Here is a 26,396-nt window from a genome sequence, read left to right as displayed (position 1 = left end):
CGAGTGGCCAAAGGGATCAGACTGTAAATCTGACGGCTCAGCCTTCGAAGGTTCGAATCCTTCTCCCTCCACCATTTTACATCTTCTAGTCTTGCCATTTTATTTGTTTATCACTGCTTAATTTATCTGCCTATCCAGCACCTACAACGACTTTATTTAATCATCATCTCAATTCATTGTCGTTAACATCATCAGCCTTTTTATTTCTTGCTAGGTTTACATGCTTTTTTTCTTTAAGATTAGCCCATTAATAACATGATGAGAAAATACCATGCCATCGAACTGGGTAAATCAGGCTATTGCCAAAATTGATGCGGATTATCAGCGTTCTGCCGACACTCACCTAATTAAGCTTGATTTACCTCAACTTCAAGGTATCGATATTTATCTTAAAGATGAAAGTACTCACCCAACCGGTAGTTTGAAACATCGATTAGCCCGTTCGTTGTTCCTTTACTCTTTGTGCAACGGCTGGATTAATCAAACTACCACCATTATTGAGTCATCATCAGGCAGTACCGCTGTTTCTGAAGCCTACTTTGCACGTTTGATTGGTCTGCCCTTTATTGCCGTGATGCCTAAGTCAACCGCAAAAAAGAAAATACAACAGATTGAGTCATACGGTGGTCAATGTCATTTTGTGGATAACAGCGGTCAAATATATGCAGAGTCTGAGCGCCTTGCAAAAGAGCTGAACGGCCATTATATGGACCAGTTTACCTATGCAGAACGAGCCACAGACTGGCGCGGAAACAACAATATTGCTGATTCGATTTTCATTCAAATGCAACGTGAGCCACACCCTATTCCACATTGGATTGTCATGAGTCCGGGTACTGGCGGCACATCGGCCACCATTGGACGTTATATTCGTTATCAGCAACTCTCCACTCAACTATGTGTTGTCGATCCCGAAAACTCGGTTTTTTATGATTATTTTCATAGTGGCGATAAATCGATAACGGGCACTGCCGGAAGTAAAATTGAAGGTATTGGCCGTCCAAGGGTAGAGCCCTCTTTCATTGCAGGTGTTGTGGATGAAATGCAAAAAATACCTGATGCTGCATCAATCGCCACGATCCAATGGCTAGAGGGTTTAATTGGCCGTAAAACGGGGGCTTCCACTGGAACCAATCTTTACGGCGCATTGCAATTAGCCACACGAATGCAACTTAACGGTGAGAAAGGCTCAATTGTCACTTTGATTTGTGATGCTGGGGAAAGGTATTTAGATACCTATTATAATCCGCAGTGGATTAGCGATAACATTGGCTGTTTTAAGCAATTTGAAACCCAATTAGTGAGCTTCAATCAAACGGGTCGTCTCGAACGATTAGATTGCTAGTTGAGGAATGCTGTGATTGGTTAAGACCTTATTCATTTCAATAAGGTCAAAATAACATTGTGAATCTGCATGATTTCAACAATCAGGCTAACGTGATTTACCTCATACTGATGGTACAGAATCTAAAAACAACCTGATAGCGATCAAGATTGTAAATAAATGATGCTAATCAATATTCAAATATTTGTGCGTTTGAATTGATAAACGCCAGTTTCTGGCAATACAGATTTTCATCGCCAGTTCGGTTGCTCGGGGCTTTTGACTAATGGGCTGCAAACAGATAGTTTTACCTGTTAAGTCAATATCACTGAGCAGCGTATCTAATTCTTCGATGTGTTTATCTGTCGCGATAGGATGCTTAATTTCATTGGCACGCTCAAGGGCTTGAGACAATACTTTATAGCCACCTTTCATATTAATTTTTGGTGAAACCGTGACCCAAACGTCCGGATGACAGTTCACTTTAAATGTGCCTGAAGTTTCAATCTGGACACTGTACCCCGCATCAATTAATTGCTCTGTTAATTGAGTTAAATCATACAAACAAGGCTCACCACCGGTAATGACCACATGTTTTGCGGTAAATCCTTTTTGAGTAAATGCCGCGATTAAGCTTTTTGCATCATGATCAGCCCAACGGCCAATAGTGCCATCGACGGTAATCACTTGTTGCGGAGCAACCTTGTTTTCAATCAATACATCCCACGTTTGTTTGGTATCACACCAAGAGCAGCCAACCGGACAGCCTTGTAAACGAACAAAAAGTGCAGGTACCCCCGTAAAAGAGCCTTCACCTTGGATCGTTTCAAATACTTCATTGACGGGATAATTCATTGTTCACCAGCTTTCATTTATTGGGGCGGCATTTATAGTGTATTTCAACTTCAGTATCAAGGAAACAGCCCAATAAAGGCGCATTAATTTTGCTATTACAGGAAACACTGCGATAAAATAGTCGTTCATCAGAGCCCTTTTTCTCGTTAGTTTCTCATTAGGTTATTACTCATGTCACAAGCACCATCATCGCCTACCAAAGCATTAGTCGTTTTTAGCGGCGGACAAGACTCAACCACCTGCCTTATTCAAGCCCTTGCTGAATATGATGAAGTGCATGGGATCACGTTTGACTACGGTCAGCGACACAGGCAAGAAATTGATGTAGCCAAAACATTAGCTGCGCAGCTGAAGCTGGCAAGTCATAAGGTATTAGACACCACCTTGCTTAATGAATTAGCGATATCGGCACTGACGCGAGATTCAATTCCAGTATCACATGAATTAATGAACAATGGTTTGCCTAATACTTTTGTCCCCGGTAGAAATATTTTGTTTCTCACTTTAGCGGGAGTTTATGCCTACCAGTTAGGCTGCGACGCAATTATCACTGGCGTGTGTGAAACAGACTTTTCTGGCTACCCAGATTGTCGCAATGAGTTTGTTCAATCAATGCAGCAAAGTTTAGCTTTGGGAATGGATAAACCAGTCAAAATCATTACGCCTTTGATGTGGCTAAATAAAGCCGAAACATGGGCTTTAGCGGATAAATATCAACAATTAGACTTAGTAAAACAACAAACATTAACCTGTTATAACGGTATAGTTGGTGATGGATGCCAAGATTGCCCATCATGTTTGTTACGTCAACGCGGGCTAGATGATTACTTACAAAACGCTGAACAGGTGATGCAGTCTTTAAACGCTAAAGTGCACTCAGTAAAATAGAGGTTTTGATGGCTAAAGCACCACTATCTGGCGTAAAACCCAATCAATTTACGCTCATTATAAGTCTCATTTGCATTGTGTTGTTTGCATTAGCTATGACATCCCCAATGATTGTCGATACCTATTCAATATTTAAGTTCGACCATAATGCCATTTCAAACGGGCAAGTTTGGCGTATTTTTAGTGGTAATTTACTGCATACCAATGCTTGGCATTTAACCATGAATTTAGCTGGGTTATGGGTAATTGTATTTCTGCATGAGCTGCACTACAAAAGACATACGAACAAACTCGCCTTACTATTTATAAGCCTTTGTATATTAGAAGGCATTGGCCTTTACGTTTTTTATCCTGAGTTACTTACCTATGTCGGCTTAAGCGGCGTACTTCATGGGTTATTTGCTTTCGGTGCAATCATGGATATTCGTAAGGGATTACGTTCAGGCTATCTATTGCTTCTGGGAGTGATGGCTAAAGTGGCTTACGAGCAATACTTTGGGGCGAGTGCTGGCATTGCAGAATTGATTAATGCCAGAGTGGCAACTGAATCGCATCTTGTTGGCGTGATTGCAGGGGTAATTTGTGCTTTGTTTTGGAGTTCTGTTGCTTATCGCTTCAGATATCGAAAGTAATTTATTTGAGCTTGATTAAGCGAGCACTGATGGCTTACTGCATCGCTATTTTTAATTGTTCAGTACCGCAAAACTCAGCAAAGCCTAAGCCTTCACCATAGGGATTAACTTGAGTCGCTAAATTAACCACGCGATAACAATAATCACCTTGCTTAACGATTCTATTAGGATCTAATCTGTGATTGTAACTATGAGGTTGGCTTAAATCTTGTTTTTGGTGTATTTCAATATAGTCTCTGTCAGCATCCATCTCACTCATAGTACCAACCATAGATATTGAAGCCGTTTGCCGCCCTACCATAGCATCAAACTCCTGTTCATTGATTTGCTGTAAAAAGTGCCTTGATGCACGTCTAATATCTTCTGATGTAAGGTTTGATGGAGCGGCAGAGCTTTTATCAACCCGAGACAATGTATTAGATTGCTCATCCTTGGGTTCAGTTGGCGGTGCTTTATTCTGCGGTATGGCTTTATCGGTTACCTCTGCCTCATTCGCAATGCTACCCTTGTCGTCTGACTCTATTGCAGTAGGAACAATTATTGTAGGTTTTTCTAAGTCTGGCTGAGTATTTAATTGTTGTGCTGGAATATCATTTAACGTCTTATGAGGCTTGTCATCAATATTTTCTTTATTCGAGTTGGCAGCATTTACCATGGCTTCATATTGCTCAGTGGTAATGATGTAACTATTGATTTTTAGAGCAGCTTGGGGGGTAACTAATCCATCTTTTCGTTGCTGATGACTTTGCTGCCAAAACAGCCCCAAAATACCGAACAATATAATGTGAATAACAATGGCCACAGCAATAGGTTTGACTAACCCACCATGACCTCTAGTGATGACATCATCGTTGTCATTCAAACTTTGAAGCTTGTTATCTTTATCCATAATCACTGCTATTTACAAATCCCCTTAAAGGTCAATTATCTCATGAGCAATACACAAGACCAGACAATTTAATTCCGCAAAGTCGGTAATATTTATTAATTTGAACGTTAAACCGCTGTAAAGTTCTGCGTAATTTAAAAAGTATGATGGTAATCCAACAAATTCAGCTTACACATGTAAGCTATGTGTAGTTTTTTTATTTATCCCCTGTTAGACTAACAGCGTATTTTACGTGACTAATAAGTAATAACACTATGGCAATCGTTTCAGACACAATAATTAGCGACTCAAATTCCCTAAACACTTCAGATTACAGTGTAAAAGAAGAACTAGCGAATGCCATTTCCCATGGGCTTGGGGTAGTCGCTGGCATCATCGGTTTAGTATTTATGCTAATAGATGCAAGGGATGATCTAAGCTCAATTCAAATGAGTGGCGTGATCATTTACGGGGCCAGTATCATTGTGTTGTTTTTGGCCTCAACCTTATACCACTCTAGCCGTACACTTGTATGGCGAAAACGATTTAAAATGGCTGATCACTGTGCCATTTATACCTTAATTGCGGGTACTTATACTCCCTTAATGCTAATTACCTTACAAGATGATAATGCATTAAACATTTTAACTGCTATATGGTGTTTGGCCTTGGGCGGAATTGTTTTCAAAACCTTGTTTATCGGACGCTTTAAAGCATTCAGTTTAATACTATACCTACTTATGGGCTGGCTTTGTGTCACTGTTATGCATGATCTTATTGCCAATATGAGTAAAACCAGTTTTAACTTGCTCATCACTGGTGGCTTATCATATAGCTTAGGAGTGATTTTTTATGCGAATAAAAAAATTCCCTACAATCATGCTATATGGCATTTTTTTGTACTAGGTGGTGCTTTCGCACACTTTTTTTGCATTTACCTCATTGTCACTCATTAGAATCCATGCCAGCAAACTCGACAGTTATTTAGCTGTTGTGTTTGCTTATCTGCTATGCAAGCATCATTTTTTGATGCAAAATCAATTATCCGTTTCCAAACATACAATAATATGTATACCGAGCATAAATGGACATCTGTAGAAAAAATTTTATTCGTTGTTAATGTCATTCCTGTCGGGAAGGTTTTACCTTATGGTAAAGTCGCCGATTTAGCGGGACTGCCCGGTCGTGCTAGATATGTATCACGGGCACTAAAACTTGCCCCCATTGAGGCTAATTTGCCCTGGCATAGAGTGATCAATTCTGCGGGTAAAATCTCATTCCCACCAAATAGCGATTTATTTCAAAAACAAACCGAGCTATTAAGATTAGAAGATATTGAAGTGAACCAGGGCAATATTTCATTGTCAAAATATTTATGGCAACCAGATATAGCGACATTAGTTATGACCCTTCCTTTTTAGGAAGCGTATTTTTAGGATGAAACACATTGCAAAAATCTCATTTAAAAACGATTCACAATGCTTTTTTATTACCTTCATTGATCGTTGGCACTATTATAATATCCCCAACAGTATTGGCTAATGACGCCGTTGTCGATGCAATTAAAATCGATGCACCTCTTGATGAGCAAGCAGTTGACACAAAAACTATTGATAATACGGTTTTATTAGCACCTTTAACTCCGCAAACTGCACACTATAAAGCCTACTATGGCAGCTTTGAATTAGGAGATGCGAAGTTCACGCTGCCTAAAACTGACAGTGGCTATTACAATTATTTTTTTGAAAGCGAAGTCGGTTTACTGATGTTGTCCGATGAACGGAAATTGCAAAGTGATTTTACCCTTGAAAATGGTAAATTAGTGCCATTTCGTTATGTCCATGAGCGCACAGGAACGGGCAGTGAATACACCGAACAAACAGCATTTGCACGTTCGCAAAATTTTATTCATACCATTTATAAACTTGATGCCCTAAAACTAGATTATCAAGAGACGATATTCGACCCTTTGATGGTCCAATTGCAATTCAGAATGGATGTCATTAACAACAAGAGACCATTAAATTACAAAATGGTTAAAGAAAAAGAAGTCGATGAATACGACTTTAAAATTATCGGCAATGAAACGATAACGGTTGCTGGAGGTACATTTGACACCGTTAAGTTTGAGGTTGTGCGCAACAGCACTAAAAGACAAACTTTTTTCTGGATGGCACCTAAACTTGCCTATTTACCGATACGATTAAGCCATTTCTCAAAAGGCAGTAAGCAATTAGATATTCAATTAGCGGATTATACTTTTGATAACCCCTTACCTGACATTCCAAGTTTAGATCTAGAACACGAACGAGCGATTTTCGAGGCTTACATGGCTGAAAAAGCTTTATTAACAGAAACTGAAACAGAGAAACAACAAGAATCAGAAGGTAATGTTAACCAAGAAGTCAGTCCTGATAAGTTTAGCGAGAAAGAGGTTGCTGACTTAAAGGAAATGGTTATCAACTAATACATATGAGTCACTAAATAAGAAAGCCAGCCACCGCTGGCTTTCTTGTTATCAAACATTGGCCGATTTTATATCACCTTTGTGAAATACACGCCAATCCCCTGGTGAGAGAACTTGCCATTGTTCATTGTTGGTTAAAGGTCTTGTTGCGATAACCGTCACGACATCATTTGGCGTTGTTTCTTTTTGAAAATCTATCACAACATCGGTATCAATCAATTTAGCCTTCCCAAAAGGCGCTCTGCGTGTGATATGACATAGATTGTTAGTGCAATAGACCATTAAATCAATGCCATCACTGAGGATCATATTGAACACACCAAGAGCTCGAATTTCATCAGCAAGTGATGCGATATATTCAAAAACAGGTTTCATATCAGCTGGTGCCGTGTCACCAAACTGCAGCACGACTTTTTCAAGTATCCAACAAAAAGCCATTTCGCTATCAGTATCGCCTACCGCTTGAAAGCGATTGAGATTAAATTTGCTCTCGTAATCAGTTAACTGACCATTATGGGCATAGGTCCAATAACGGCCCCATAACTCACGTGTGAAAGGGTGGGTATTTTCTAGGGATACACAGCCTCGGTTAGCCTGGCGAATATGGCTGACAACGATCTCACTTTTAATCGGATAAGATTTGATTAACTGTGCAATATGAGATTGGCTACTTGGGCAAGCATCTTTGAATGTACGACTGCCCTTGCCTTCATAAAAAGTGATTCCCCAACCATCAACATGGGGACCTGTCACGCCACCTCGTTCTGCCAAGCCTGTGAAACTAAATACAATATCTGTTGGAACATTGGCACTCATGGCAAGTAATTCGCACATTTATTAAGCCTTTTTCGTTACAAATTGATCAAATTTTTACTCATCCACATATTGTATCTTTACTGGCAAATCAGTGGAACAAGATTGACACAATAAAATTTAAACAATTGTTTGAAAAATACTTGTATTCATCACTGCATAAGGTTAAATTTTATGTGGCACAGGTCTGACCACGGTCTATACTTGTGATTGAGATCAATAAGAATTAGCCTTTTCACACAATGGAACTGGCTTTAAGGAGAGAGTAAAGTGACCACCCTACTACTGATCATCGCGATGATCTTTGTGCTCGGCACAATGTCTTACCTCAGGGTATCGCTTGTCACCACCACAATAGCTGCGGCTGTTGTTCTGGGTGTTGGTAGCGCAATGGACATCGTTGGTTCTGCTACTTGGATAGTATTCCTCGTATTAGCATTGCCTTTTAACATTAAATCATTCAGACAGAATTTTATCAGCCGTCCGCTGCTTAAAGTGTATCGCGGTATCATGCCTGAAATGTCTTCAACAGAAAAAGAAGCCATTGAAGCGGGTACAACCTGGTGGGAAGCGGATTTATTCGCAGGTAACCCTAACTGGAGCAAGTTACACAACTATCCTCAATCTCGCCTTACAGCTGAAGAACAGGCGTTTCTTGATGGCCCTGTTGAAGAAGTGTGTAAAATGGTTAATCAACATCAAGTAGCACATGAACTTGGTGATTTACCACAAGAAGTATGGCAATACCTAAAAGACCATGGTTTCTTTGCGATGATTATCAAAAAGAAATATGGTGGTTTAGAGTATTCTGCTTATGCTCAATCCCGTGTATTACAAAAATTGGCCGGATTAAGCAGCGAACTTGCCTCTACTGTTGGTGTGCCTAACTCATTAGGACCTGGTGAGTTATTGCAACACTATGGTACGCCAGAGCAACAAGCTCATTACCTGCCACGTTTAGCCAAAGGTTTAGAGGTACCATGTTTTGCCTTAACAAGCCCTGAAGCTGGAAGTGATGCGGGTTCTATTCCTGATTTTGGTATTGTATGTAAAGGTGAATTCCAAGGTGAAGAAGTCCTTGGAATGAAACTAACTTGGAACAAGCGATACATTACCCTAGCCCCAGTGGCAACAGTTCTCGGTTTAGCCTTTAAATTACGCGATCCAGATCGTTTATTAGGTGGCGACGAAGAGTTAGGTATTACCTGTGCCCTCATTCCAACTGATATTCCTGGCGTTGAAACCGGCCGTCGTCACTTCCCACTTAATTGTATGTTCCAAAATGGACCAACACGCGGTAATGAAGTATTCGTGCCATTAAGCTTTATTATTGGCGGCCCAGAAATGGCTGGCCAAGGCTGGCGTATGCTGGTTGAGTGTTTATCTGTGGGTCGTGGTATTACTTTGCCGTCAAACTCAGCAGGTGGTGTAAAAACGGCAGCGATTGCAACAGGCGCTTATGCTCGTATTCGTCGTCAGTTTAAATTACCTATCGGTAAGTTAGAAGGTATTGAAGAACCAATGGCACGAATTGGTGGTAACGCATATCTTATGGATGCAGTAACCAGTTTAACCACCACGGCAATCGATTTAGGTGAAAAACCGTCGGTTATCTCTGCTATCGTTAAATTCCACCTCACTGACAGAATGCAAAAATGTATTATTGATGCAATGGATATCCATGGTGGTAAAGGGGTGTGTTTAGGCCCTAATAACTACTTAGGCCGTGGATACCAGGCTGCACCAATTGCAATTACTGTTGAAGGGGCAAATATTCTCACCCGTTCAATGATCATCTATGGTCAAGGTGCTATTCGTTGTCATCCATATGTATTGGCTGAAATGGAATCGGCATTCGACACCGATGCTAGCCGTGGTTTAATGAACTTTGATGATGCAATTTTTGGTCATATTGGTTTTGCAATCTCTAACTTCACGCGCAGCTTCTGGATGGGATTAACTGGAGCACGTTTCTCCAATGCGCCCTACTCTGATAAGACTAAGCGCTACTACCAACAAATGAACCGTTTCAGTGCTAACTTAGCGTTATTATCTGACTTAGCAATGGGAACTTTGGGTGGCAACCTAAAACGTAAAGAACGTATTTCGGCTCGTTTAGGTGATTTACTGAGCCAGTTATACCTTGTATCTGCAACGTTAAAGCGTTATCAAGATGAAGGTCGTCTAACTGAAGATTTGCCGTTAGTTCAATGGGCTGTTGAAGATTCATTGTATAAATTACAAGATTCTTTAGATGATTTACTTAACAACTTCCCTATGGGATTGGGCCACGCTTTGCGTTGGATTATCTTCCCATTTGGTCGCCCTGTTAAGCGCCCTACTGATACGCTAGATCATAAAGTTGCTCAAATAATGCAAACACCTTGCGCTAGCCGAGATCGCTTAGGTAAAGGTCAATTCTTTACTAATAGCGAGCACAATGCAGTTGGTATTCAAGAGCAAACATTTATTGATATCCTAGCCTGTGAGCCTTTATACGATAAAGTCTGTAAAGCTGCAGGAAAGCGTTTACCGTTCATGTGGTTAGATAAAGTAGCGGCAGAAGGTAAAGCGTTAGGTATACTAAGCGAAGCAGAAGTCGCCTTACTTGAACGTGCAGAAATAGGCCGTATGAAGTCTATCAATGTTGATGATTTTGATACTGAAGTACTTCGTGCCAATATTAAAGGCTCTGTAAAGCAAGAAAAAGCAGCATAATAAACACATTTAATGATAAAAAGGGTAAAGCATTGCTTTACCCTTTTTTATTTCACCTCTTCTTGGGTCAAGAGATGGGCTCAATAAGCTGAACTCAACAGATTAAGCTTATTTTGTAGCGAACTTGTCTTTTGTTTTGAAAATAAAACGCATTAATACGTCATAGCTAGCCTATTGCATATTAATGGATGCAGTTAGTAAGACAACAGCCTGTTTGGTAAGCGTTTATTATCCCAAGCTGAGGTTATTTAAGGACACAAAAAATGATTCTACGCGAAATGACCGGATTACAAATAATGCAGGCCATGCTCGATGGCCACATTCCTGCTCCTTCAATTACCCAAACCATGCCAATGAAAGCCATTAATGTCTCTGAAGGTGAGATAACATTTGAAGCCCAAGCGGATGAAAGACATTTGAATCCCATGGGGGGTGTACATGGTGGTTTTGCTGCCACGGTATTAGATTCAGCAACGGCCTGCGCAGTGCATTCTGCTCTGCCTGCTGGTGCAAGTTATGCCACTATAGATTTAAACGTTAAAATGGTGCGACCCGTTCCTAAAAATCAAGCCGTTTTTGCTACAGGAAAACTGATCAATTTATCAACCAGTTTAGCCATTGCCGATGCCACATTAACTGACAAACAAGGTCGATTACTGGCAACCGCTAGCGCAAGCTGTATGGTTAGTCGATAACGCTTCAACACTGCAAATTCTGGCCGTTGACATGTAATGCGTTACCACTCATACACAAAGGTGGATTATCAAGCACAAAAAAGCCCGTCACTGACGGGCTTTTATAAACTGCTATCTACTTATTGAGTTCTATTGCCAACTGTTTTGCAACTGCATCTGGGGAATGACTATTCTTAGCAAACAAGCTGTAAGCCACAGGTACAACTACCAGCGTAAAGAAGGTCGCCAGCGTGATACCCGATAGCACAACAACACCAATAACATAGCGCGTTTCTGATCCCGCCCCTTGTGCCATCACTAAAGGTAATGCCCCTGCAGCAGTAGTAATACCTGTCATGAGAATTGGACGTAAACGCTGCACTGATGCTTGCAATATCGCCTCATTAAACTCCATGCCTCTGTCACGTAATTGATTGGCGAATTCAACAATCAAAATACCGTTTTTAGCCGCTAAACCAACCAGCATGATAATGCCAATCTGGCTATAAATATTAATGCTTTGTCCGGTATACCATAAGCCAAGTAATGCGCCTAAGGTCGCCAATGGTACCGTCAGCATGATGATCATCGGATGTATATAACTTTCAAATTGCGCCGCAAGTACCAAGAAGACAATACCGAGAGCCAAAACAAACACGAAGTTCATTGAATTACCGGATTCTTGATAATCTAAAGACGGTCCTTTGTAACTGATCACCGCTTCTGCTGGTAAATAGGTCAAGGTTAAATCATTCAGGTAATCAAGTGCTTCACCTAAGCTGTATCCATCGGCTAAATTAGCCTCAAGGGTAATTGAACGCATACGATTGTAGCGATTTAGCGAGCTAGCATCAGCAAACTCTTCAATCGTAACCAAGTTTGATAGTGGAATAAGCTCATTGGTTCGCGCTGAGCGAACATAAAGATTTTCCATGTCGCTAGCGGTACTTTGATTTTCCCGATTACCTTCAATTATCACATCGTACTCTTCGCCATCGCGCATGAAGGTGGTCGCTAATTTAGACCCTAACATGGTTTCAAGAGTACGGCCTATATGCGAAATCGACACTCCTAGATCGGCAGCGCGCACTCTATCAATCACAACCCGTAACTGAGGCTTGGTTTCTTGATAATCATGGTCTAGCCCGACTAAATTAGGATTTTCTTTTGCCTTTTCAATGATGATGTCCCGCCACTCAGCCAACTCTTCATAACTTGGTCCGCCCAGAACAAATTGCACAGGTTTACCTACCCCTCGCCCAAATGCTTGGCGCATAATAGGAAACGCACGAATACCGGCTAAATCAGATAAACGGTTGCGTATATCGACAATGATTTCATTTGCACTTCGACGCTGGCCCCAATCTTCAAGCACAATAATTGCCATACCATTAGAAAAATCAGTTGCGGTTCCAAATCCACGCGGAGCTCGAATAAGCAAACGTTTAATATCACCACTGTCGACTAATGGCATCAAACGACCTTCAACTTCGTCCATGTATTTTTCGATATATTCAAAACTGGCGCCCTGAGGGCCATTGACCATCAAGAACATTGAGCCGCGATCTTCTTGAGGTGCAAACTCTTGTGGCACTTTTTGTAATAAGTAACCACTTAAACCGAAGGCAATTAACACCAGTAAACTGACTAATAACGGCTGTTTGAATGCCGTGCTTAATGTGCGCTGATAGTGATTTGATAACTTCAACATCAGCTTATCAATTTGTTTAACTAACCATGAGTCTTGCTCAGCTGGTTTGAGTAACTTTGAACACATCATTGGACTTAATGTTAACGCAACAATACTTGAGAAAATCACCGCAGCACTCATGGTAACCGCAAATTCTTTAAACAATTTTCCGAGATCACCTTCTAAAAAGGTGATGGGCATAAATACCGCGACTAATACCAAAGTGGTGGCAACAACGGCAAATGCCACTTCTCTACTGCCTAAAAATGCGGCTTTAAGTGGTGAATCACCGTCTTCTATTCGGCGGTGAATGTTTTCAAGCATAACAATCGCATCATCTACCACCATACCAATTGCGAGGATCATCGCTAACAAAGTTAACAGGTTGATGGTATACCCAAGTGCATATAACACGGTAAATGTCGCTAACAAAGAGACAGGAACCGTAATCGCAGGGATCAACATTGCTCTTACGCTACCTAAGAACAAATAAATCACAATGGTCACAAGTATCATGGCGATAAAGAGTGTTTGATACACCTCTTCGATTGAGCGCTCAATAAATACTGAGCTATCATAGGAGCGCTTTATCTCCATACCTGCTGGCAGGGTTGGATTGATTTTATCCACCAACGCGTTAGCAGCGCGAGCGACTTCAAGTGTATTCGCCGTTGATTGTTTACTGACCCCTAGACCAATCATTGCTTCTTTGTTACCACGGAACACAATACGTTCTTCTTCGCTGCCAATTTCCACTTTGGCAACATCACCTAATTTAACTAAATAACCATCTTCACCTTGGGTAATAACGAGATTTGAGAAGTCTTCCGCAGTCCGATATACCCGCTCTAAACGCACGGTGAAATGACGGTCTTGTGACTCAATTGAACCTGCAGGTAACTCGACGTTTTCAGAGCGCAACGCAGCTTCAATGTCGGTCACTGTTAGGTTTCTTGCAGCTAAAGCTTGTCTGTCTATCCAAATACGCATGGCATAGACCTTGCCACCGCCTAAGCGAAGTGTAGACACACCATCAATTACAGAAAAACGATCGACTAAATAACGGTTTGCGTAATCTGTTAACTGCAAAATATCCATTTGATCAGAGACTAAGTTAAGCCACATGATCACTTCATCACTGCCATTTGCTTTATAAATGGATGGTGAATCCGCTTCTTCTGGCAGCTGTTCTAACAGACCTGAAATACGGTCGCGCACATCGTTAGTGGCGGCTTCAATATCTCGGCCTATATCAAATTCAATGGTAACACTTGAACGGCCATCGGAACTTGATGAACTGATATGGCGAATGCCTTCAACACCACTAATTTGATCTTCAATCAGCTGAGTAATTCGACTTTCGACGACCGAGCTACTCGCACCACGATAACTGGTTTCAACTGAAACAATAGGCGGGTCGATGTTGGGGTATTCACGTAAGGGCAATTTTCCAAACGAAACTAAGCCAAGCACAATAAGCAAAATACTGATGACCGAGGCTAATACCGGACGCTTTACTGATAAATCCGTTAAGATCATGCTGCAATCTCCGCCTGATCGATTTGAGCAAAATGGAAGTTCTCGGCTTCTTGTAGCTTCACTTTATCGCCAGGGCGCACTTTTAAAATCCCACGAATAATAACCTGTTGATTAACTTCTAATCCTTCAACAATTTCAACCCAACCACGGGTACGAACACCAAGCTTAACGGGGAGTTGTATAATTTCATCGTCAGCATTTGTGCTGTATACATAATGCTTGTCTTGAATGGGGATAATGGCAGATTCAGGTAATAACAACCCTTCTCTACTTTGCTTAATTAATTTCACCTTCATCAACATTCCGGGCAACAACGCGAAATCTTCATTGGCCAAAACAGCACGTACTACAACGGCTCTGGTATCTGGATTGACACGGCTATCAATAGACGTCACAGTGCCCGTAAATACACGATTAGGGAAAGCAACAGCGTGTGCCTCTACTTGTTTACCCTCTTGTAACTCTTGAATAAAACGCTCTGGAATAGAGAAGTCTAATTTGATTTTACTCACATCATCTAACGTGGTGATTTGTTCACCCGTTGTGACTAGACTACCCAAACTCACCTGACGTAAACCTAAACGGCCCGAGAAAGGCGCTGTGATACGACGGTCAGTCAATGCTGATGTGGTTTGTTCTATTTCTGCCCGAGCTAAATCTATTAAGCTTTGTAATCTATCACGCTCTAACTCAGCCACTGTTTTACTGGTCACTAAAGAGCTAATTCGATCATACTCTCGCAAATGCTCAGTAAGCTTCACCTTTGCCACTTTTACTTTAGCTTGCTGTTCCGCATCTTGCAGTTGAATAAGTAAATCGTCTTTATCTACTAGGTCTCCATCTTTAAAGTTAACTTTAGTGATGACTTCAGTGATTTTTGAAGTCACTGTAATAGATTCATATGCTTTACCAGTTCCAATGGCTTCTACTTCATCACGGATAGGCATTAGCTTTGTCGTTGCAAATACCACGTTAGTCATGGGTTTAGCACGTTGCAATTGAGCCTTTTTCGGCTTCATTTGAACATAACTCAATGCAGCAATGCCGCAAACTACGATTATTAGTATAATTTTTTTCATCGGTGTCCATTCCCTTTAGGAATATTATAATCAAGCTTTAATTGGCTAAATAAATATGCGGTTTTATTTAGCCATTGTAGGGTTTAGGGTAGTTATAGTGAAAAGGAATACATTTAGATCACTATTTTATTCGAACATCTTTGCTTAAAGTCGAACAGAAAACCTCATTACACTGTGTGTAATCGATTAACATTGATTTTACTCAGCACCACTGCGTCTGCAAGGCGTTTTACCTTTGCTTACAAATTATTAAAAGTGCGCTAGTGCCTTTTTTGAACCTGTTGAACTTTCAAGCGGATATTTGCAACAAATTGTTGTCTTTTTTACAAGACAAAGTATTAGGTTGGCTTATTGATAGGAAAAATTGATAACGATGTAAAAATGGCCAAAAATATCGCAAAAGAGAGCGCCGCTAAACTCGTTTTTATTTGAACAAAATGACACTGCAAAGGTCTCAACCCGAAATCTTGAAGTAAAAGATCCACCTTCTGAAGAAGGTGATTCTGATATAACGTCATAAATGGAAGCTTTCATAACGTGCGTTAACAAGAAGCCGTAAATATATCCCTATAGGCTCTAATAAATCATCCCTGATTTAGAAGCTTGTACCGCACCATTAGCAAAGCTTAGGTATCACTTGAGTTAATCAGCTATGTTCAAATGAACTGATAAGCCGTGCATCCCATGGATGCGATAAGCGAGCGTCCGTGGAAGGAACCTCAGGCAGAGCCTAATTGATGATAACCCCCTACCGAAGTAGCTGGTTTTGGGGCTGAAAACAAAAAGAGATGCAAAGCATCTCTTTTTAAACCATTTGAGTTATCGTATTTTACGATCTTCTCTCATTTGTTCTGCGATACGATTGTAAACTTCAGCAATCGCTTCGTTCTTCAGTGGTTCATCCGTTACATCATGCAGTAAAATTTTGGTTTCTTCTTTATTATCGGTATTTTTCAACAATAAACGATAGTTACCTTTTTGCAGTGATAATTTTTCTTCGCCCCATAAGGAACTCCAAAATCCACCACTTTCTTCTAAATTGATGTAGAACAGACCTTTGCTTGTGTCCATATCGACAACGTCAAAGCCCAATTCAGGAAGCACTAAACGTAGTCGTTCCCATGTTTTCTTAAAGTCAGCTTTCGCCAACCAGTATGACTCAGCACCTTCTCCTGGTTCAACTAAATCAATATCAATACCTAGGCTTTGTTCGATACGTTCTGCTCGGATCTTACGCTCACGCTCGATACTCATATAGGCCACGGTATTGTTCAGCATGTCGATGGTATAACGACGTTTGTCTTCACCAGTTAAGAATATATCTTGTTGATCTTCATCATAATACTCTTCGTGCTCGATAAGGTTAATAGTGACATCACCTGTTCGACCATGGGGTTTAACGTTAATATCAAAACGATAACGTTGGCGCAGTAAATAAACTTTATCGTCACCAAACCAACTCGTATCTAAAACTTCTTGGCTATCAATCCAATCAGTTTCAACCACGCCTGCTGAAAAATCTTCTGAGCGTTTTGCAATATTATTTTGGGTTAAATAACCATTAATAACATTAAAGATTTCTTGTTTAAGATCGGTATTATTATCAATAGATTCGATGATAATTTTAATATTATTGCTGCTTTCTTCGACATGAGTTCCTTCAGCCATTGCGATAACTTGCAATGGTGGGCGAATGTCTAATCGCTTACCAATCACATTTAAATCAACTTGACTGCCAACAGGAGGAATATCGTATTCTTTACTGTAGGGCGGCTGTTTTAATGAATCAGGGATTTTTAATAAAGCAACGGACTCAGCCTGAGTATATTCGTCATTACCATTGGCTTGTCGACGATCAATCGGAGTACTACAAGCCGTTAATGTAGTAATAATTAATATAGGGGTGACTTTTTTAAACATGTATTATTGCACCTCAATTTGCGCATTTTTCATAGTCTCTATTAACAGACCATGAAATTGTTCAGAAAGTTCAGTCAATGGCAAACGAATATGTCCATCGCTTATTAACCCCATACGATGAACCGCCCATTTTACAGGGATTGGATTCGCTTCACAAAATAATGAACTGTATAAACCACGCAAAGGCTCATCAATTTCTGCAGCACGTTGTGTTTCACCCGCTAACGCAGCGTCACACATTGCTTTAAAAGCATGTGGCACAATATTGTTAGCAACAGAGATGACTCCGTTCCCGCCAGCAAGAAGGAACTCGCGGGCAGTCGCGTCATCACCGCTGTAAAGTAAAAAGTCATTACCACATAGCTCACGTAATCGGGCTACACGGCTCACATCACCTGTTGCTTCTTTCACGCCGATAATGTTACTTACATTACATAGCTCAGCAACGGTTTCAGGTTTCATATCAACCGCTGTGCGGCCAGGAACATTATATAAAATTTGCGGAATGTCAGTACTTGCGGCCACAGCTTTGTAGTGCGCAATTAACCCTTTAGGCGTGGGTTTATTATAATAAGGTGTGACGCCTAACATGGCACTGATCCCTGAATCTTGCATGCCTTTGGTCAACTCAATGGCCTCAGCCGTTGCGTTTGCGCCATTTCCACCAATGATGGGTACTCTGCCGGCAGCAAAACTTACGGTTTGTTTAACGACAGCAATATGTTCTTTCATCGGTAACGTGGCAGACTCACCCGTCGTCCCAACGGCAACAATGGCATCTGTACCTTGATTAATATGAAAATCTACCAGTCTTTCAAGACTTACATAGTCTATTGTGCCATCACTATTCATTGGTGTGATTAAGGCTACGATGCTTCCGTTTATCATCTATTTTCCCCAAGTTTTCAGGACTCGCTATGTTACTGATGCTATCAAGTAATGACAAGCTTTAGCAGTGTTCAAATCAAAATTACCCTAAAAAGCCAGATCATGCTAACTGGCTGCAAGGCCATAGCATTTTATGCTTTCTATCAGCCAGATTACATATAAAAGGCCAATTTATTGGTTAACTTTGATTGTAGTGTTGTAAATTTAACCAATTACTCACCGCATTGATTTAATTATGTAGAATTAGGATGGTTTATAGTCATCATATGATAATATTATCCAATTTACAGTCGCATGTTTTTGCTGGTGTAAATTGATTTGCGCCATTCACTCGAACAATGAGGAAAATCCATGACCAACTATCTGGTCGTTACCGCAATGGGTGCTGATCGCCCTGGCTTAGTAAGTCGTTTAGCAAGACTGGCCAGTGATTGCGATTGTGACATCGTTGATAGCCGTATGGCTTTATTTGGTAATGAATTTACCCTGATTATGATGATTTCTGGCTCGTGGTCAGCAATCACCAAAATCGAAACCTTACTACCGAGTCTCAGTGTGGAATTGGAACTGATGACCGTTATGAAACGTACCTCAAAACATGTCCCCAAAAACTTCGTTTCACGCATTGAGGTCACCTTTACGGGCGAAGATCAACGCGGAACCATGAAATCAATTACCCAATTTTTAGCAGATCGATCACTTGATCTTGCCGCGGTAAGATCACATGCAGAAGATAACGAAGGTCTGCAAACTCAGTCGATATTTTTAGCCATCAATATTCCAGAAAAGGTCGATTTGGCTAAACTTGAATCGACAATTTATCAATTGGCAGAAGACATGAACCTTGAATGCAGCATTAAATTAATGCAAGGTACAACCTCGCCTCAATAACGATTTATTTGAATTGAACTGATCTTATTACGATTAGTATTCGTATATTATTCAAGGGCCTTGTGCCCTTTTTTATTTTTATTAAGGAATGAATATGAACACCTTAACAGCCGGTGATACAGCACCTAATTTCACTTTACAGAATCAATTTGATGAAGCAATTTCATTACAAGATTGTTTAAAAAAAGGGCCAGTATTAGTTTACTTTTACCCTAAAGCGTCAACTCCTGGCTGCACTGTACAAGCACAAGGATTACGCGACATAAAAGAGACTTTAGACGGATTACATGTCACAGTACTTGGCATTAGCCCAGATCCTGTTGCTAAGCTTCAACGATTTTCAGACAAGCAAGCATTGAACTTTCATTTACTCAGCGATGAAGACCACGCCGTTGCAGATGCTTTTGGTGTTTGGGGCGAAAAGAAGTTTATGGGTAAAATCTATGACGGTATTCATCGTTTAAGTTTTATTGTGGGTACCGATGGAAAAATCAGTCATTTCATCAATAAGTTTAAAACTAAAGACCATCACGAAGTCGTGCTTAGCCTACTCAAATAATTAATCTGATTTACGCAATAATAAAAATGGCTTAGTTTTTCACTAAGCCATTTTTTGTATTATCTTCGTGCTCATATCAAACAGATTACTGTTTGTCCGATTTCACTTTCTCTTCTTCATCGGTGCTTTGTTCAGGAGCAAGATCTGAAGCCGCTTGGGTACTTTCTTGTATCAGTTTTGCTTTTATCTCTTCAGCCTCTTTTTCTGCCCGGGCTTCTTCAATCAGAGCAGCTTGCTCTTCTTCTAATAACCTTTGCTTTTCTTCGGCTTCAAATTTAGCTAACTCCTCTTCTTTGCGACGCGCTTTTTCAATCGCGCGTTGCTCAGCTTCTTCCGCTTCACGGATAGCTCTAGCTTCTGCAGCTGCTTTGGCTTCCTCTTCCGCTTTAATCTTAGCTAGACGCGCTGCTTCTTCATCTAAAGCACGCTGCAAAATGGCTTGTTCCTGAGCTTCTTGGGGTAATAAACTGATTAATTCAATTCCTACTGGCAGTTTATCAGTTTCACCTGTGATAATTTTAAGCTTTGCTTCTTTAGTGATATACACCAAAGGCATAGCGGTTTCACCATAACGCTGACGGAACTTTTCATAGCTAAAGTTTTCAGTAATGTTGGTGACTTTCAACACAGCGCCCTTTGCCATCAAGCTGGCAATTTTGGCATAACTGATATTTTCTCCAAATAAACATAATCGTTTTAAATACGATTCAGACAGCTGGTGCCTACCGCTACCCACGTTAGCTTCATTATTATTTAGGCCAAATACCTTTTCAGTGCCGTACAAATCTTGGAAATGGAAACTCACCAAAGGATTTAACTGACGGTAAGGCGACATCACTAACACACGGCCAATACCACTTAAATCCATAAAGTTTGCAGCATGTTCTGATGCCGGATTACCAAAATATACGGGGATGTTCTCCATTCTCGCTTGGCGAATACTGTCCCAGTTGCTGTCAGCCAAAATGACTTTAATATTTTTGGCTAATAATTGTGAAGCTAATTCACGTGAAAACTTTGAAGCACCAAAGATCAGTAGACCTTGGTTTGAACCTTCTTTCACACCCAAAAATTTAGCCCATGGGCCTGCTGTTAAACTTTGGATAACAACCGTACCAATGATAATAAAGAACACCAAAGGCACAATTGAACTAGCGCCGTGCACACCTAATTCTTCAAGTTTAATAGCAAATAATGAAGAAATAGCGGCAGCAACAATACCCCTTGGCGCTACCCAACTAAGAAACCACTTGTCTTTTGATGTGAGACTGGTACCTAATGCCGATGTCCAAATACTGAGTGGACGAGCAATCAACATCACCACAAACAACACACCAAATGCGCCTATTCCCAATCCTAACATGGCATTAGAGTCTAAACGTGCAGCAAGTAAGATAAACAGTGCCGAAATAAGCAGTACGGTTAAGGTTTCTTTAAATTCTAGGATATCGGCAATGTCTACACCGCGCATATTGGCAAGCCAAATGCCCATTACGGTCACAGTTAATAACCCAGATTCATGTTGCAGTAAGTTAGAACCAACAAAAACCCCCAACATAATTGTTAACACCGCGGTGTTACGCAAATAATGTGGGAAGACGTTATTTCTTAGTGCAATACCAATAAAATAGCCCGCTGCCGCGCCAATGCTAAAACCAATCACTAACGTGAGGCCCAATGCATAAAGTACGTGTGTTGTCGGATCAGCCGTCACGGCAACATATTCGTAAACTAAAACGGCAAACAATGCGCCGATAGGGTCGATAACAATACCTTCCCAACGTAGAATACTTGAAAGGTTCGATTTGGGTTGAACGGTACGCAACATGGGTACAATTACCGTCGGTCCAGTCACAACAACTAACGCGCCAAACAAAAATGCAACTGGCCAATCAAAGCCCATAAAATAATGTGCCGCTGGAGTAATACATGCCCAAGTAATGATTGCGCCTATGGTGACTAGATTAGTCACCATGCGACTATGATCTTTAATTTCTTTAAAATTGAGCGTTAATGCTCCCTCAAAGAGAATCACTGCTACCCCTAATGAAATAATAGGGAACAATAAATCACCAAAAATTTCATCTGGATTAAGAATGTTCAATCCAGGTCCGAGTAATAATCCACACAGTAGTAGCGGTAAAATAGCCGGTAATCGAAGTTTCCAACCCGCCCATTGACACAAAAGCGATAGCACACCAATTAACGCCAGCATGCCCGTGATGTGTTCAACCATAATATTTTCCTTTTCTATATATCAGCTAGCTAACGCAGCTTCTGATTTATCTTTACGCGAAATGTTAAAGTAATGAAGTCATTCAGCGTATTCGATGACTTGAAAATCCGATAAAATTATTCAGCGTCATAACCAAAGTAACAAAACACTTAACAGCATTTAAAATGAATTAATTGTGACTTTGTAACTATCTCCTTTATCAGTAAATCATACACAATTTAAGACTCAACACTTATTATTAAATTATTTAATCTCAATGTAACTTTTCATTGTAAATTCAGCATATAAAATACTAATTAAAGAAGATGATCAAGTATTTTTTTGATCATTATCACAAAATATTAATATTTCAAAATAATCATTTAAGCCTCTGTTTTTATTGAATTATTATTTGTAGGTAAAAATAAAAAACCTGAAGATAATTCAGGTTTTCAAAAAAGGACATTTTCAATTCAATTCGATTCAATCTGATTGAGGAACTCTGACATGTCCTTCCATCAACACTCTAGCACTTCGGCTCATTATCGCTTTAGTCACTTGCCAGCTCCCCTTTAACATTTTGGCTTCTGCGCCAACACGTAAAGTTCCAGATGGATGACCAAATACAACAGAGTGACGTTCCACACCACCCGCGGCAAGATTAACCAAAGTGCCAGGAATGGCAGCCGCAGTGCCTATTGCAACCGCTGCAGTACCCATCATTGCATGATGAAGTTTGCCCATTGATAACGCTCTTACAGATAAATCAATCTCTGCAGCACTGATCATTTTACCACTTGAACTAACATAATCTGCGGCAGGAGCAACAAAGGCAACTTTTGGGGTATGCTGGCGAACTTTGGCTTCGTCTATATCCGTTATTAAACCCATTTTTAGTGCACCATATGCGCGGATAGTTTCAAAACGATTTAATGCCAAATCATCGTTATTAATCACGTCTTGTAACTCTATGCCGCTGTATCCAATATCTGCCGCATTTAAAAATATCGTGGGAATCCCCGCATTAATCATAGTTACGGTAAATTTACCTATGTTTGGCACATCTAATTCATCTACCACATTGCCAGTTGGGAACATAGCCCCTTCAGCATCAGCGGGATCGATAAATTCAACTTGCACTTCTGCGGCAGGAAAAGTCACGCCATCTAATTCAAAGTCGCCAGTTTCCTGTACCTCACCATCAGTCATTGGTACATGGGCGATAATGGTCTTTTTAATATTGGCTTGCCAAATTCGTACAACGGTAATACCGTTAGCCACTACTCGGCTTGGATCTATTAGCCCGTTACTGATGGCAAATGAGCCTACAGCTGCAGTTAAATTACCGCAATTGCCACTCCAATCAATAAAAGGCTTATCAATAGCAACCTGCCCAAACAAATAATCGACGTCATGATCAGCTTGACTACTTTTAGATAACAACACTGTTTTACTGGTACTGGATGTCGCTCCCCCCATACCGTCAGTGTGTTTTCCATAGGGATCTGGACTGCCAATCACGCGTAACAATAATTTATCGCGTGCTGGCCCGGGGGGTTGTGCCGCTAAGGGTAAATCACTGACATTAAAAAATACCCCTTTACTGGTACCACCACGCATATAAGTTGCAGGAATTTTTAACTGTGGTTTAAAGGTCATGGTTTGTCCTTAAAGCTGTTCCTTAAAAAAGGCGACGTTGGATTATCCATACATCGCCTATTTGATTATTAATTGAATTAGGATAAATTACTTATTCGCACTAGACTCTAAAAAGTCCTGTGCAAAACGCTGTAATACGCCACCCGCTTCGTAAATAGAAACTTCTTCTGCGGTATCTAAGCGGCATTTGACAGTAACATTCACCTGCTCCCCATTTGATCTGTGGATGATCAGTGTCAGCTGCGCACCTGGGATACGATCACCTATCACATCAAAGGTTTCAGTACCGTCAATGGCATAAGTATGCCGATTTTCACCATTGATAAATTCAAGAGGTAATACGCCCATACCCACTAAGTTAGTGCGGTGAATACGCTCAAATCCTTCCGCAACAATCACTTCAACCCCTGCAAGACGTACACCTTTTGCTGCCCAATCACGTGAGGAGCCTTGACCGTAATCGGCACCAGCAATAATGATTAACGGCTGTTTACGCTCCATGTAAGTTTCAATGGCTTCCCACATGCGACTCACTTTACCCTCAGGTTCAATTCGCGCTAATGAGCCTTGCTTAACCTTGCCATCTTCTTTGACCATTTCATTAAACAGTTTTGGGTTAGCAAATGTCGCGCGCTGTGCAGTTAAATGGTCACCGCGATGGGTTGCGTAAGAATTAAAGTCTTCCTCAGGCAAGCCCATTTTGGCTAAATAAGCCCCTGCTGCACTGTCTAACATAATTGCATTTGATGGCGACAAATGATCGGTAGTGATGTTGTCACCAAGAACCGCTAAAGGACGCATACCTTTCATGGTACGTTCCCCAGCTAATGCGCCTTCCCAATATGGTGGACGACGAATATAAGTGCTTTGTGGTCGCCATTCATATTGCGGATTGATGTGTGAGCCATATTCAACTTTGATATCGAACATTGGGTTATACACTTGTCTAAACTGCTCAGGTTTAACACTACTTGCCACAATCGCGTTAATTTCTTCATCCGTTGGCCAAATATCTTTAAGGCGAACTTCATTGCCTTGTTGATCTAAGCCTAAAACATCTTTTTCGATATCAAAACGAATTGTACCTGCTAGGGCATAAGCCACCACTAAAGGCGGTGAGGCTAAAAATGCTTGATTGGCATGGGGATGAATTCGGCCATCAAAGTTACGGTTACCCGATAATACCGCGGTGGTATAGAGTTTGCGCTCGAGCACTTCTTGCTGAATAACAGGATCAAGCGCGCCACTCATACCATTACAGGTGGTGCAAGCAAACGCGACGATACCAAAACCAAGCTGCTCAAGTTCAGGCAGTAAATTGGCCTGCTCTAAGTACATTTGTACCGCTTTAGAGCCTGGCGCTAAAGACGATTTCACCCAAGATTTTCGTAATAGACCTTTGGCATTTGCATTACGGGCAATTAAACCCGCGGCTATCATGTTGCGTGGATTACTGGTATTAGTACAGCTCGTGATCGCAGCAATGATCACCGCACCATCTGGCATTTTTCCGGGTTCATTTTCAACAACACCACTGATCCCTCTGGCGGCTAATTCTGAGGTGGCGACTCTGTTATGGGGATTCGAAGGACCCGCAATATTTCGGGTAACACTCGATAAATCGAAGCGTAATACGCGATCATATTGCGCATCTTTAAGGCTATCCGACCACAAACCTGTTGTTTTTGCATAATGTTCAACTAGCGCGACTTGTGCATCTTCGCGCCCAGTTAAACGTAAATAATCAATCGTTTGTTCATCTATCGAGAACATAGCCGCTGTGGCGCCATATTCTGGCGTCATGTTCGATATTGTCGCGCGATCGCCTAAAGTCAGGTGTTTGGTGCCTTCGCCATAAAACTCTAGATACGAAGAAACTACTTTTTCAGCACGCAGATATTCAGTTAACGCCAATACGATATCGGTCGCGGTAATGCCAGGATGTGGTTTACCGACCACCTCAACACCAAATATGTCCGGTAGCCGCATATAAGAAGCACGGCCTAACATCACGCTTTCTGCTTCTAAACCGCCAACACCAATCGCTATAACACCAAGGGCATCTACCATTGGCGTATGACTGTCTGTGCCCACTAGAGTATCTGGAAACGCTACACCATCTCGCGCTTGGATGACGGGTGACATACGCTCTAAGTTAATTTGATGCATGATGCCGTTTCCCGGCGGAATAACATCGACGTTTTTAAAGGCCGTTTTCGTCCAGTTAATAAAATGGAAACGGTCATCATTACGGCGATCTTCAATAGCACGGTTTTTGGCAAAGGCATCTTTTTCAAAACCGGCATGCTCAACGGCTAAAGAGTGATCAACAATTAATTGTGTTGGCACAACCGGATTCACTTTTGATGGGTCACCGCCTTTCTCAGCAATAGCATCCCGTAAACCAGCTAAGTCCACCAGCGCCGTTTGCCCTAAAATATCATGACAAACTACACGAGCCGGGAACCATGGAAAGTCCAAATCACGTTTACGTTCGATTATCTGTTTTAAAGAATCGGTTAATTGATCTGCTGGACAACGTCGCACTAAGTTTTCGGCTAGCACTCTGGAGGTATAAGGTAATTTTGCATAACTACCCGGAGCAATGGCTTCGACTGCTTCACGGGTATCAAAGTAATCTAAAGAGGTTCCAGCAAGGGATTTACGATATTGTGTATTCATAACTTAATCCAAACCTTGATTTACCCACAGCAAGG

General features: G+C 41.0%; 20 protein-coding genes. 10 read left to right on the top strand and 10 right to left on the bottom strand.

Annotated features, from left to right (window positions below):
* The first annotated feature begins 271 nt into the window (after positions 1 to 271).
* A complete protein-coding gene (locus tag OHT75_RS06130; RefSeq protein WP_264725603.1) occupies positions 272 to 1,345 on the top strand; it encodes a PLP-dependent cysteine synthase family protein in 1,074 nt (357 codons plus the stop codon).
* Positions 1,346 to 1,510: 165 nt separating this feature from the next.
* On the opposite strand, the gene queE is transcribed toward OHT75_RS06130, so the two are convergent.
* Entirely contained in the window at positions 1,511 to 2,179 is a 669-nt protein-coding gene (gene queE / locus OHT75_RS06125; protein ID WP_264725602.1) for a 7-carboxy-7-deazaguanine synthase QueE, read from the bottom strand.
* Positions 2,180 to 2,350: 171 nt separating this feature from the next.
* Between queE and queC the strand changes: the two genes are divergently transcribed.
* A complete protein-coding gene (gene queC, locus OHT75_RS06120) occupies positions 2,351 to 3,067 on the top strand; it encodes a 7-cyano-7-deazaguanine synthase QueC (RefSeq protein ID WP_264725601.1) in 717 nt (238 codons plus the stop codon).
* Positions 3,068 to 3,075: 8 nt separating this feature from the next.
* Positions 3,076 to 3,699, top strand: a complete 624-nt coding sequence (rrtA, locus tag OHT75_RS06115) for a rhombosortase (RefSeq protein ID WP_264725600.1) — start codon at positions 3,076 to 3,078, stop codon at positions 3,697 to 3,699.
* Between the two features lie 34 nt (positions 3,700 to 3,733).
* On the opposite strand, the gene OHT75_RS06110 is transcribed toward rrtA, so the two are convergent.
* Entirely contained in the window at positions 3,734 to 4,588 is an 855-nt protein-coding gene (locus OHT75_RS06110) for a hypothetical protein (RefSeq protein WP_264725599.1), read from the bottom strand.
* A 254-nt stretch (positions 4,589 to 4,842) separates the two neighbouring features.
* Here OHT75_RS06110 and trhA point away from each other — a divergent pair, with 254 nt between their 5' ends.
* The 3 genes from trhA (at position 4,843) to OHT75_RS06095 (ending at position 7,034) form a co-directional block, all read left to right on the top strand.
* The gene (trhA, locus tag OHT75_RS06105; protein ID WP_264725598.1) at positions 4,843 to 5,523 is read left to right on the top strand and encodes a PAQR family membrane homeostasis protein TrhA; all 681 of its coding nucleotides are present in this window, start codon (positions 4,843 to 4,845) and stop codon (positions 5,521 to 5,523) included.
* 111 nt (positions 5,524 to 5,634) lie between these two features.
* Positions 5,635 to 5,988, top strand: coding sequence for an MGMT family protein (locus OHT75_RS06100; RefSeq protein WP_264725606.1), 354 nt, complete (start codon positions 5,635 to 5,637; stop codon positions 5,986 to 5,988).
* 26 nt (positions 5,989 to 6,014) lie between these two features.
* Positions 6,015 to 7,034: a DUF3108 domain-containing protein gene (locus OHT75_RS06095; RefSeq protein ID WP_264725597.1), complete on the top strand. Its 1,020-nt coding sequence runs from the start codon at positions 6,015 to 6,017 to the stop codon at positions 7,032 to 7,034.
* A gap of 51 nt (positions 7,035 to 7,085) precedes the next feature.
* Here OHT75_RS06095 and OHT75_RS06090 read toward each other — a convergent pair whose 3' ends face one another.
* Positions 7,086 to 7,868, bottom strand: a complete 783-nt coding sequence (locus OHT75_RS06090) for a class II glutamine amidotransferase (protein WP_264725595.1) — start codon at positions 7,866 to 7,868, stop codon at positions 7,086 to 7,088.
* A 249-nt stretch (positions 7,869 to 8,117) separates the two neighbouring features.
* Between OHT75_RS06090 and fadE the strand changes: the two genes are divergently transcribed.
* Both fadE and OHT75_RS06080 read left to right on the top strand, forming a co-directional pair.
* Complete coding sequence (gene fadE / locus OHT75_RS06085) at positions 8,118 to 10,565, top strand: acyl-CoA dehydrogenase FadE (protein WP_264725594.1); 2,448 nt, start codon at positions 8,118 to 8,120, stop codon at positions 10,563 to 10,565.
* Between the two features lie 263 nt (positions 10,566 to 10,828).
* Positions 10,829 to 11,260, top strand: coding sequence for a PaaI family thioesterase (locus OHT75_RS06080; RefSeq protein WP_264725593.1), 432 nt, complete (start codon positions 10,829 to 10,831; stop codon positions 11,258 to 11,260).
* Positions 11,261 to 11,375: 115 nt separating this feature from the next.
* Here the strand turns inward: OHT75_RS06080 and OHT75_RS06075 are convergent, their stop codons facing one another.
* From OHT75_RS06075 to dapA, 4 genes are all read right to left on the bottom strand, one after another.
* Complete coding sequence (locus OHT75_RS06075) at positions 11,376 to 14,468, bottom strand: efflux RND transporter permease subunit (protein ID WP_264725592.1); 3,093 nt, start codon at positions 14,466 to 14,468, stop codon at positions 11,376 to 11,378.
* Positions 14,465 to 15,547 (bottom strand): efflux RND transporter periplasmic adaptor subunit, encoded by a 1,083-nt coding sequence (locus OHT75_RS06070; RefSeq protein ID WP_264725591.1) that lies wholly within the window; start codon positions 15,545 to 15,547, stop codon positions 14,465 to 14,467. The genes OHT75_RS06075 and OHT75_RS06070 overlap by 4 nt, the downstream gene beginning before the upstream one ends.
* Positions 15,548 to 16,366: 819 nt before the next feature.
* The gene (gene bamC, locus OHT75_RS06065; protein ID WP_264725590.1) at positions 16,367 to 17,467 is read right to left on the bottom strand and encodes an outer membrane protein assembly factor BamC; all 1,101 of its coding nucleotides are present in this window, start codon (positions 17,465 to 17,467) and stop codon (positions 16,367 to 16,369) included.
* A 3-nt stretch (positions 17,468 to 17,470) separates the two neighbouring features.
* Complete coding sequence (dapA, locus tag OHT75_RS06060) at positions 17,471 to 18,355, bottom strand: 4-hydroxy-tetrahydrodipicolinate synthase (protein WP_264725589.1); 885 nt, start codon at positions 18,353 to 18,355, stop codon at positions 17,471 to 17,473.
* Positions 18,356 to 18,706: 351 nt separating this feature from the next.
* Here dapA and OHT75_RS06055 point away from each other — a divergent pair, with 351 nt between their 5' ends.
* Positions 18,707 to 19,246 carry a glycine cleavage system protein R gene (locus tag OHT75_RS06055; protein ID WP_264725588.1) on the top strand — a complete coding sequence of 180 codons (540 nt, stop codon included), beginning with the start codon at positions 18,707 to 18,709 and terminating at the stop codon, positions 19,244 to 19,246.
* 94 nt (positions 19,247 to 19,340) lie between these two features.
* Positions 19,341 to 19,805, top strand: a complete 465-nt coding sequence (gene bcp / locus OHT75_RS06050) for a thioredoxin-dependent thiol peroxidase (RefSeq protein ID WP_264725587.1) — start codon at positions 19,341 to 19,343, stop codon at positions 19,803 to 19,805.
* A gap of 85 nt (positions 19,806 to 19,890) precedes the next feature.
* On the opposite strand, the gene OHT75_RS06045 is transcribed toward bcp, so the two are convergent.
* The 3 genes from OHT75_RS06045 to acnD form a co-directional block, all read right to left on the bottom strand.
* Entirely contained in the window at positions 19,891 to 22,041 is a 2,151-nt protein-coding gene (locus tag OHT75_RS06045; protein ID WP_264725585.1) for a cation:proton antiporter, read from the bottom strand.
* Between the two features lie 462 nt (positions 22,042 to 22,503).
* On the bottom strand, positions 22,504 to 23,679 hold the full coding sequence (gene prpF / locus OHT75_RS06040; RefSeq protein WP_264725584.1) for a 2-methylaconitate cis-trans isomerase PrpF: 1,176 nt from the start codon (positions 23,677 to 23,679) through the stop codon (positions 22,504 to 22,506).
* An 87-nt stretch (positions 23,680 to 23,766) separates the two neighbouring features.
* Positions 23,767 to 26,361, bottom strand: a complete 2,595-nt coding sequence (gene acnD / locus OHT75_RS06035) for a Fe/S-dependent 2-methylisocitrate dehydratase AcnD (RefSeq protein ID WP_264725583.1) — start codon at positions 26,359 to 26,361, stop codon at positions 23,767 to 23,769.
* Between the last annotated feature and the right edge of the window lie 35 nt (positions 26,362 to 26,396).

This window comes from Shewanella subflava, assembly GCF_025971955.1.
Taxonomy (GTDB): Bacteria; Pseudomonadota; Gammaproteobacteria; order Enterobacterales; family Shewanellaceae; genus Shewanella; species Shewanella subflava.
This window is presented reverse-complemented; position numbering and strand designations above follow the sequence as displayed.

Bases quoted from the DNA above. Each gene is read 5' to 3' on its own strand.
- OHT75_RS06080 (WP_264725593.1), top strand. From the start codon at position 10,829: ATGATTCTACGCGAAATGACCGGATTACAAATAATGCAGGCCATGCTC.
- rrtA (WP_264725600.1), top strand. From the start codon at position 3,076: ATGGCTAAAGCACCACTATCTGGCGTAAAACCCAATCAATTTACGCTC.
- OHT75_RS06075 (WP_264725592.1), bottom strand. From the start codon at position 14,468: ATGATCTTAACGGATTTATCAGTAAAGCGTCCGGTATTAGCCTCGGTC.
- queE (WP_264725602.1), bottom strand. From the start codon at position 2,179: ATGAATTATCCCGTCAATGAAGTATTTGAAACGATCCAAGGTGAAGGC.
- trhA (WP_264725598.1), top strand. From the start codon at position 4,843: ATGGCAATCGTTTCAGACACAATAATTAGCGACTCAAATTCCCTAAAC.
- OHT75_RS06055 (WP_264725588.1), top strand. From the start codon at position 18,707: ATGACCAACTATCTGGTCGTTACCGCAATGGGTGCTGATCGCCCTGGC.
- bamC (WP_264725590.1), bottom strand. From the start codon at position 17,467: ATGTTTAAAAAAGTCACCCCTATATTAATTATTACTACATTAACGGCT.
- OHT75_RS06110 (WP_264725599.1), bottom strand. From the start codon at position 4,588: ATGGATAAAGATAACAAGCTTCAAAGTTTGAATGACAACGATGATGTC.
- OHT75_RS06100 (WP_264725606.1), top strand. From the start codon at position 5,635: ATGTATACCGAGCATAAATGGACATCTGTAGAAAAAATTTTATTCGTT.
- prpF (WP_264725584.1), bottom strand. From the start codon at position 23,679: ATGACCTTTAAACCACAGTTAAAAATTCCTGCAACTTATATGCGTGGT.
- OHT75_RS06090 (WP_264725595.1), bottom strand. From the start codon at position 7,868: ATGTGCGAATTACTTGCCATGAGTGCCAATGTTCCAACAGATATTGTA.
- OHT75_RS06045 (WP_264725585.1), bottom strand. From the start codon at position 22,041: ATGGTTGAACACATCACGGGCATGCTGGCGTTAATTGGTGTGCTATCG.
- OHT75_RS06070 (WP_264725591.1), bottom strand. From the start codon at position 15,547: ATGAAAAAAATTATACTAATAATCGTAGTTTGCGGCATTGCTGCATTG.
- OHT75_RS06130 (WP_264725603.1), top strand. From the start codon at position 272: ATGCCATCGAACTGGGTAAATCAGGCTATTGCCAAAATTGATGCGGAT.
- queC (WP_264725601.1), top strand. From the start codon at position 2,351: ATGTCACAAGCACCATCATCGCCTACCAAAGCATTAGTCGTTTTTAGC.
- bcp (WP_264725587.1), top strand. From the start codon at position 19,341: ATGAACACCTTAACAGCCGGTGATACAGCACCTAATTTCACTTTACAG.
- dapA (WP_264725589.1), bottom strand. From the start codon at position 18,355: ATGATAAACGGAAGCATCGTAGCCTTAATCACACCAATGAATAGTGAT.
- acnD (WP_264725583.1), bottom strand. From the start codon at position 26,361: ATGAATACACAATATCGTAAATCCCTTGCTGGAACCTCTTTAGATTAC.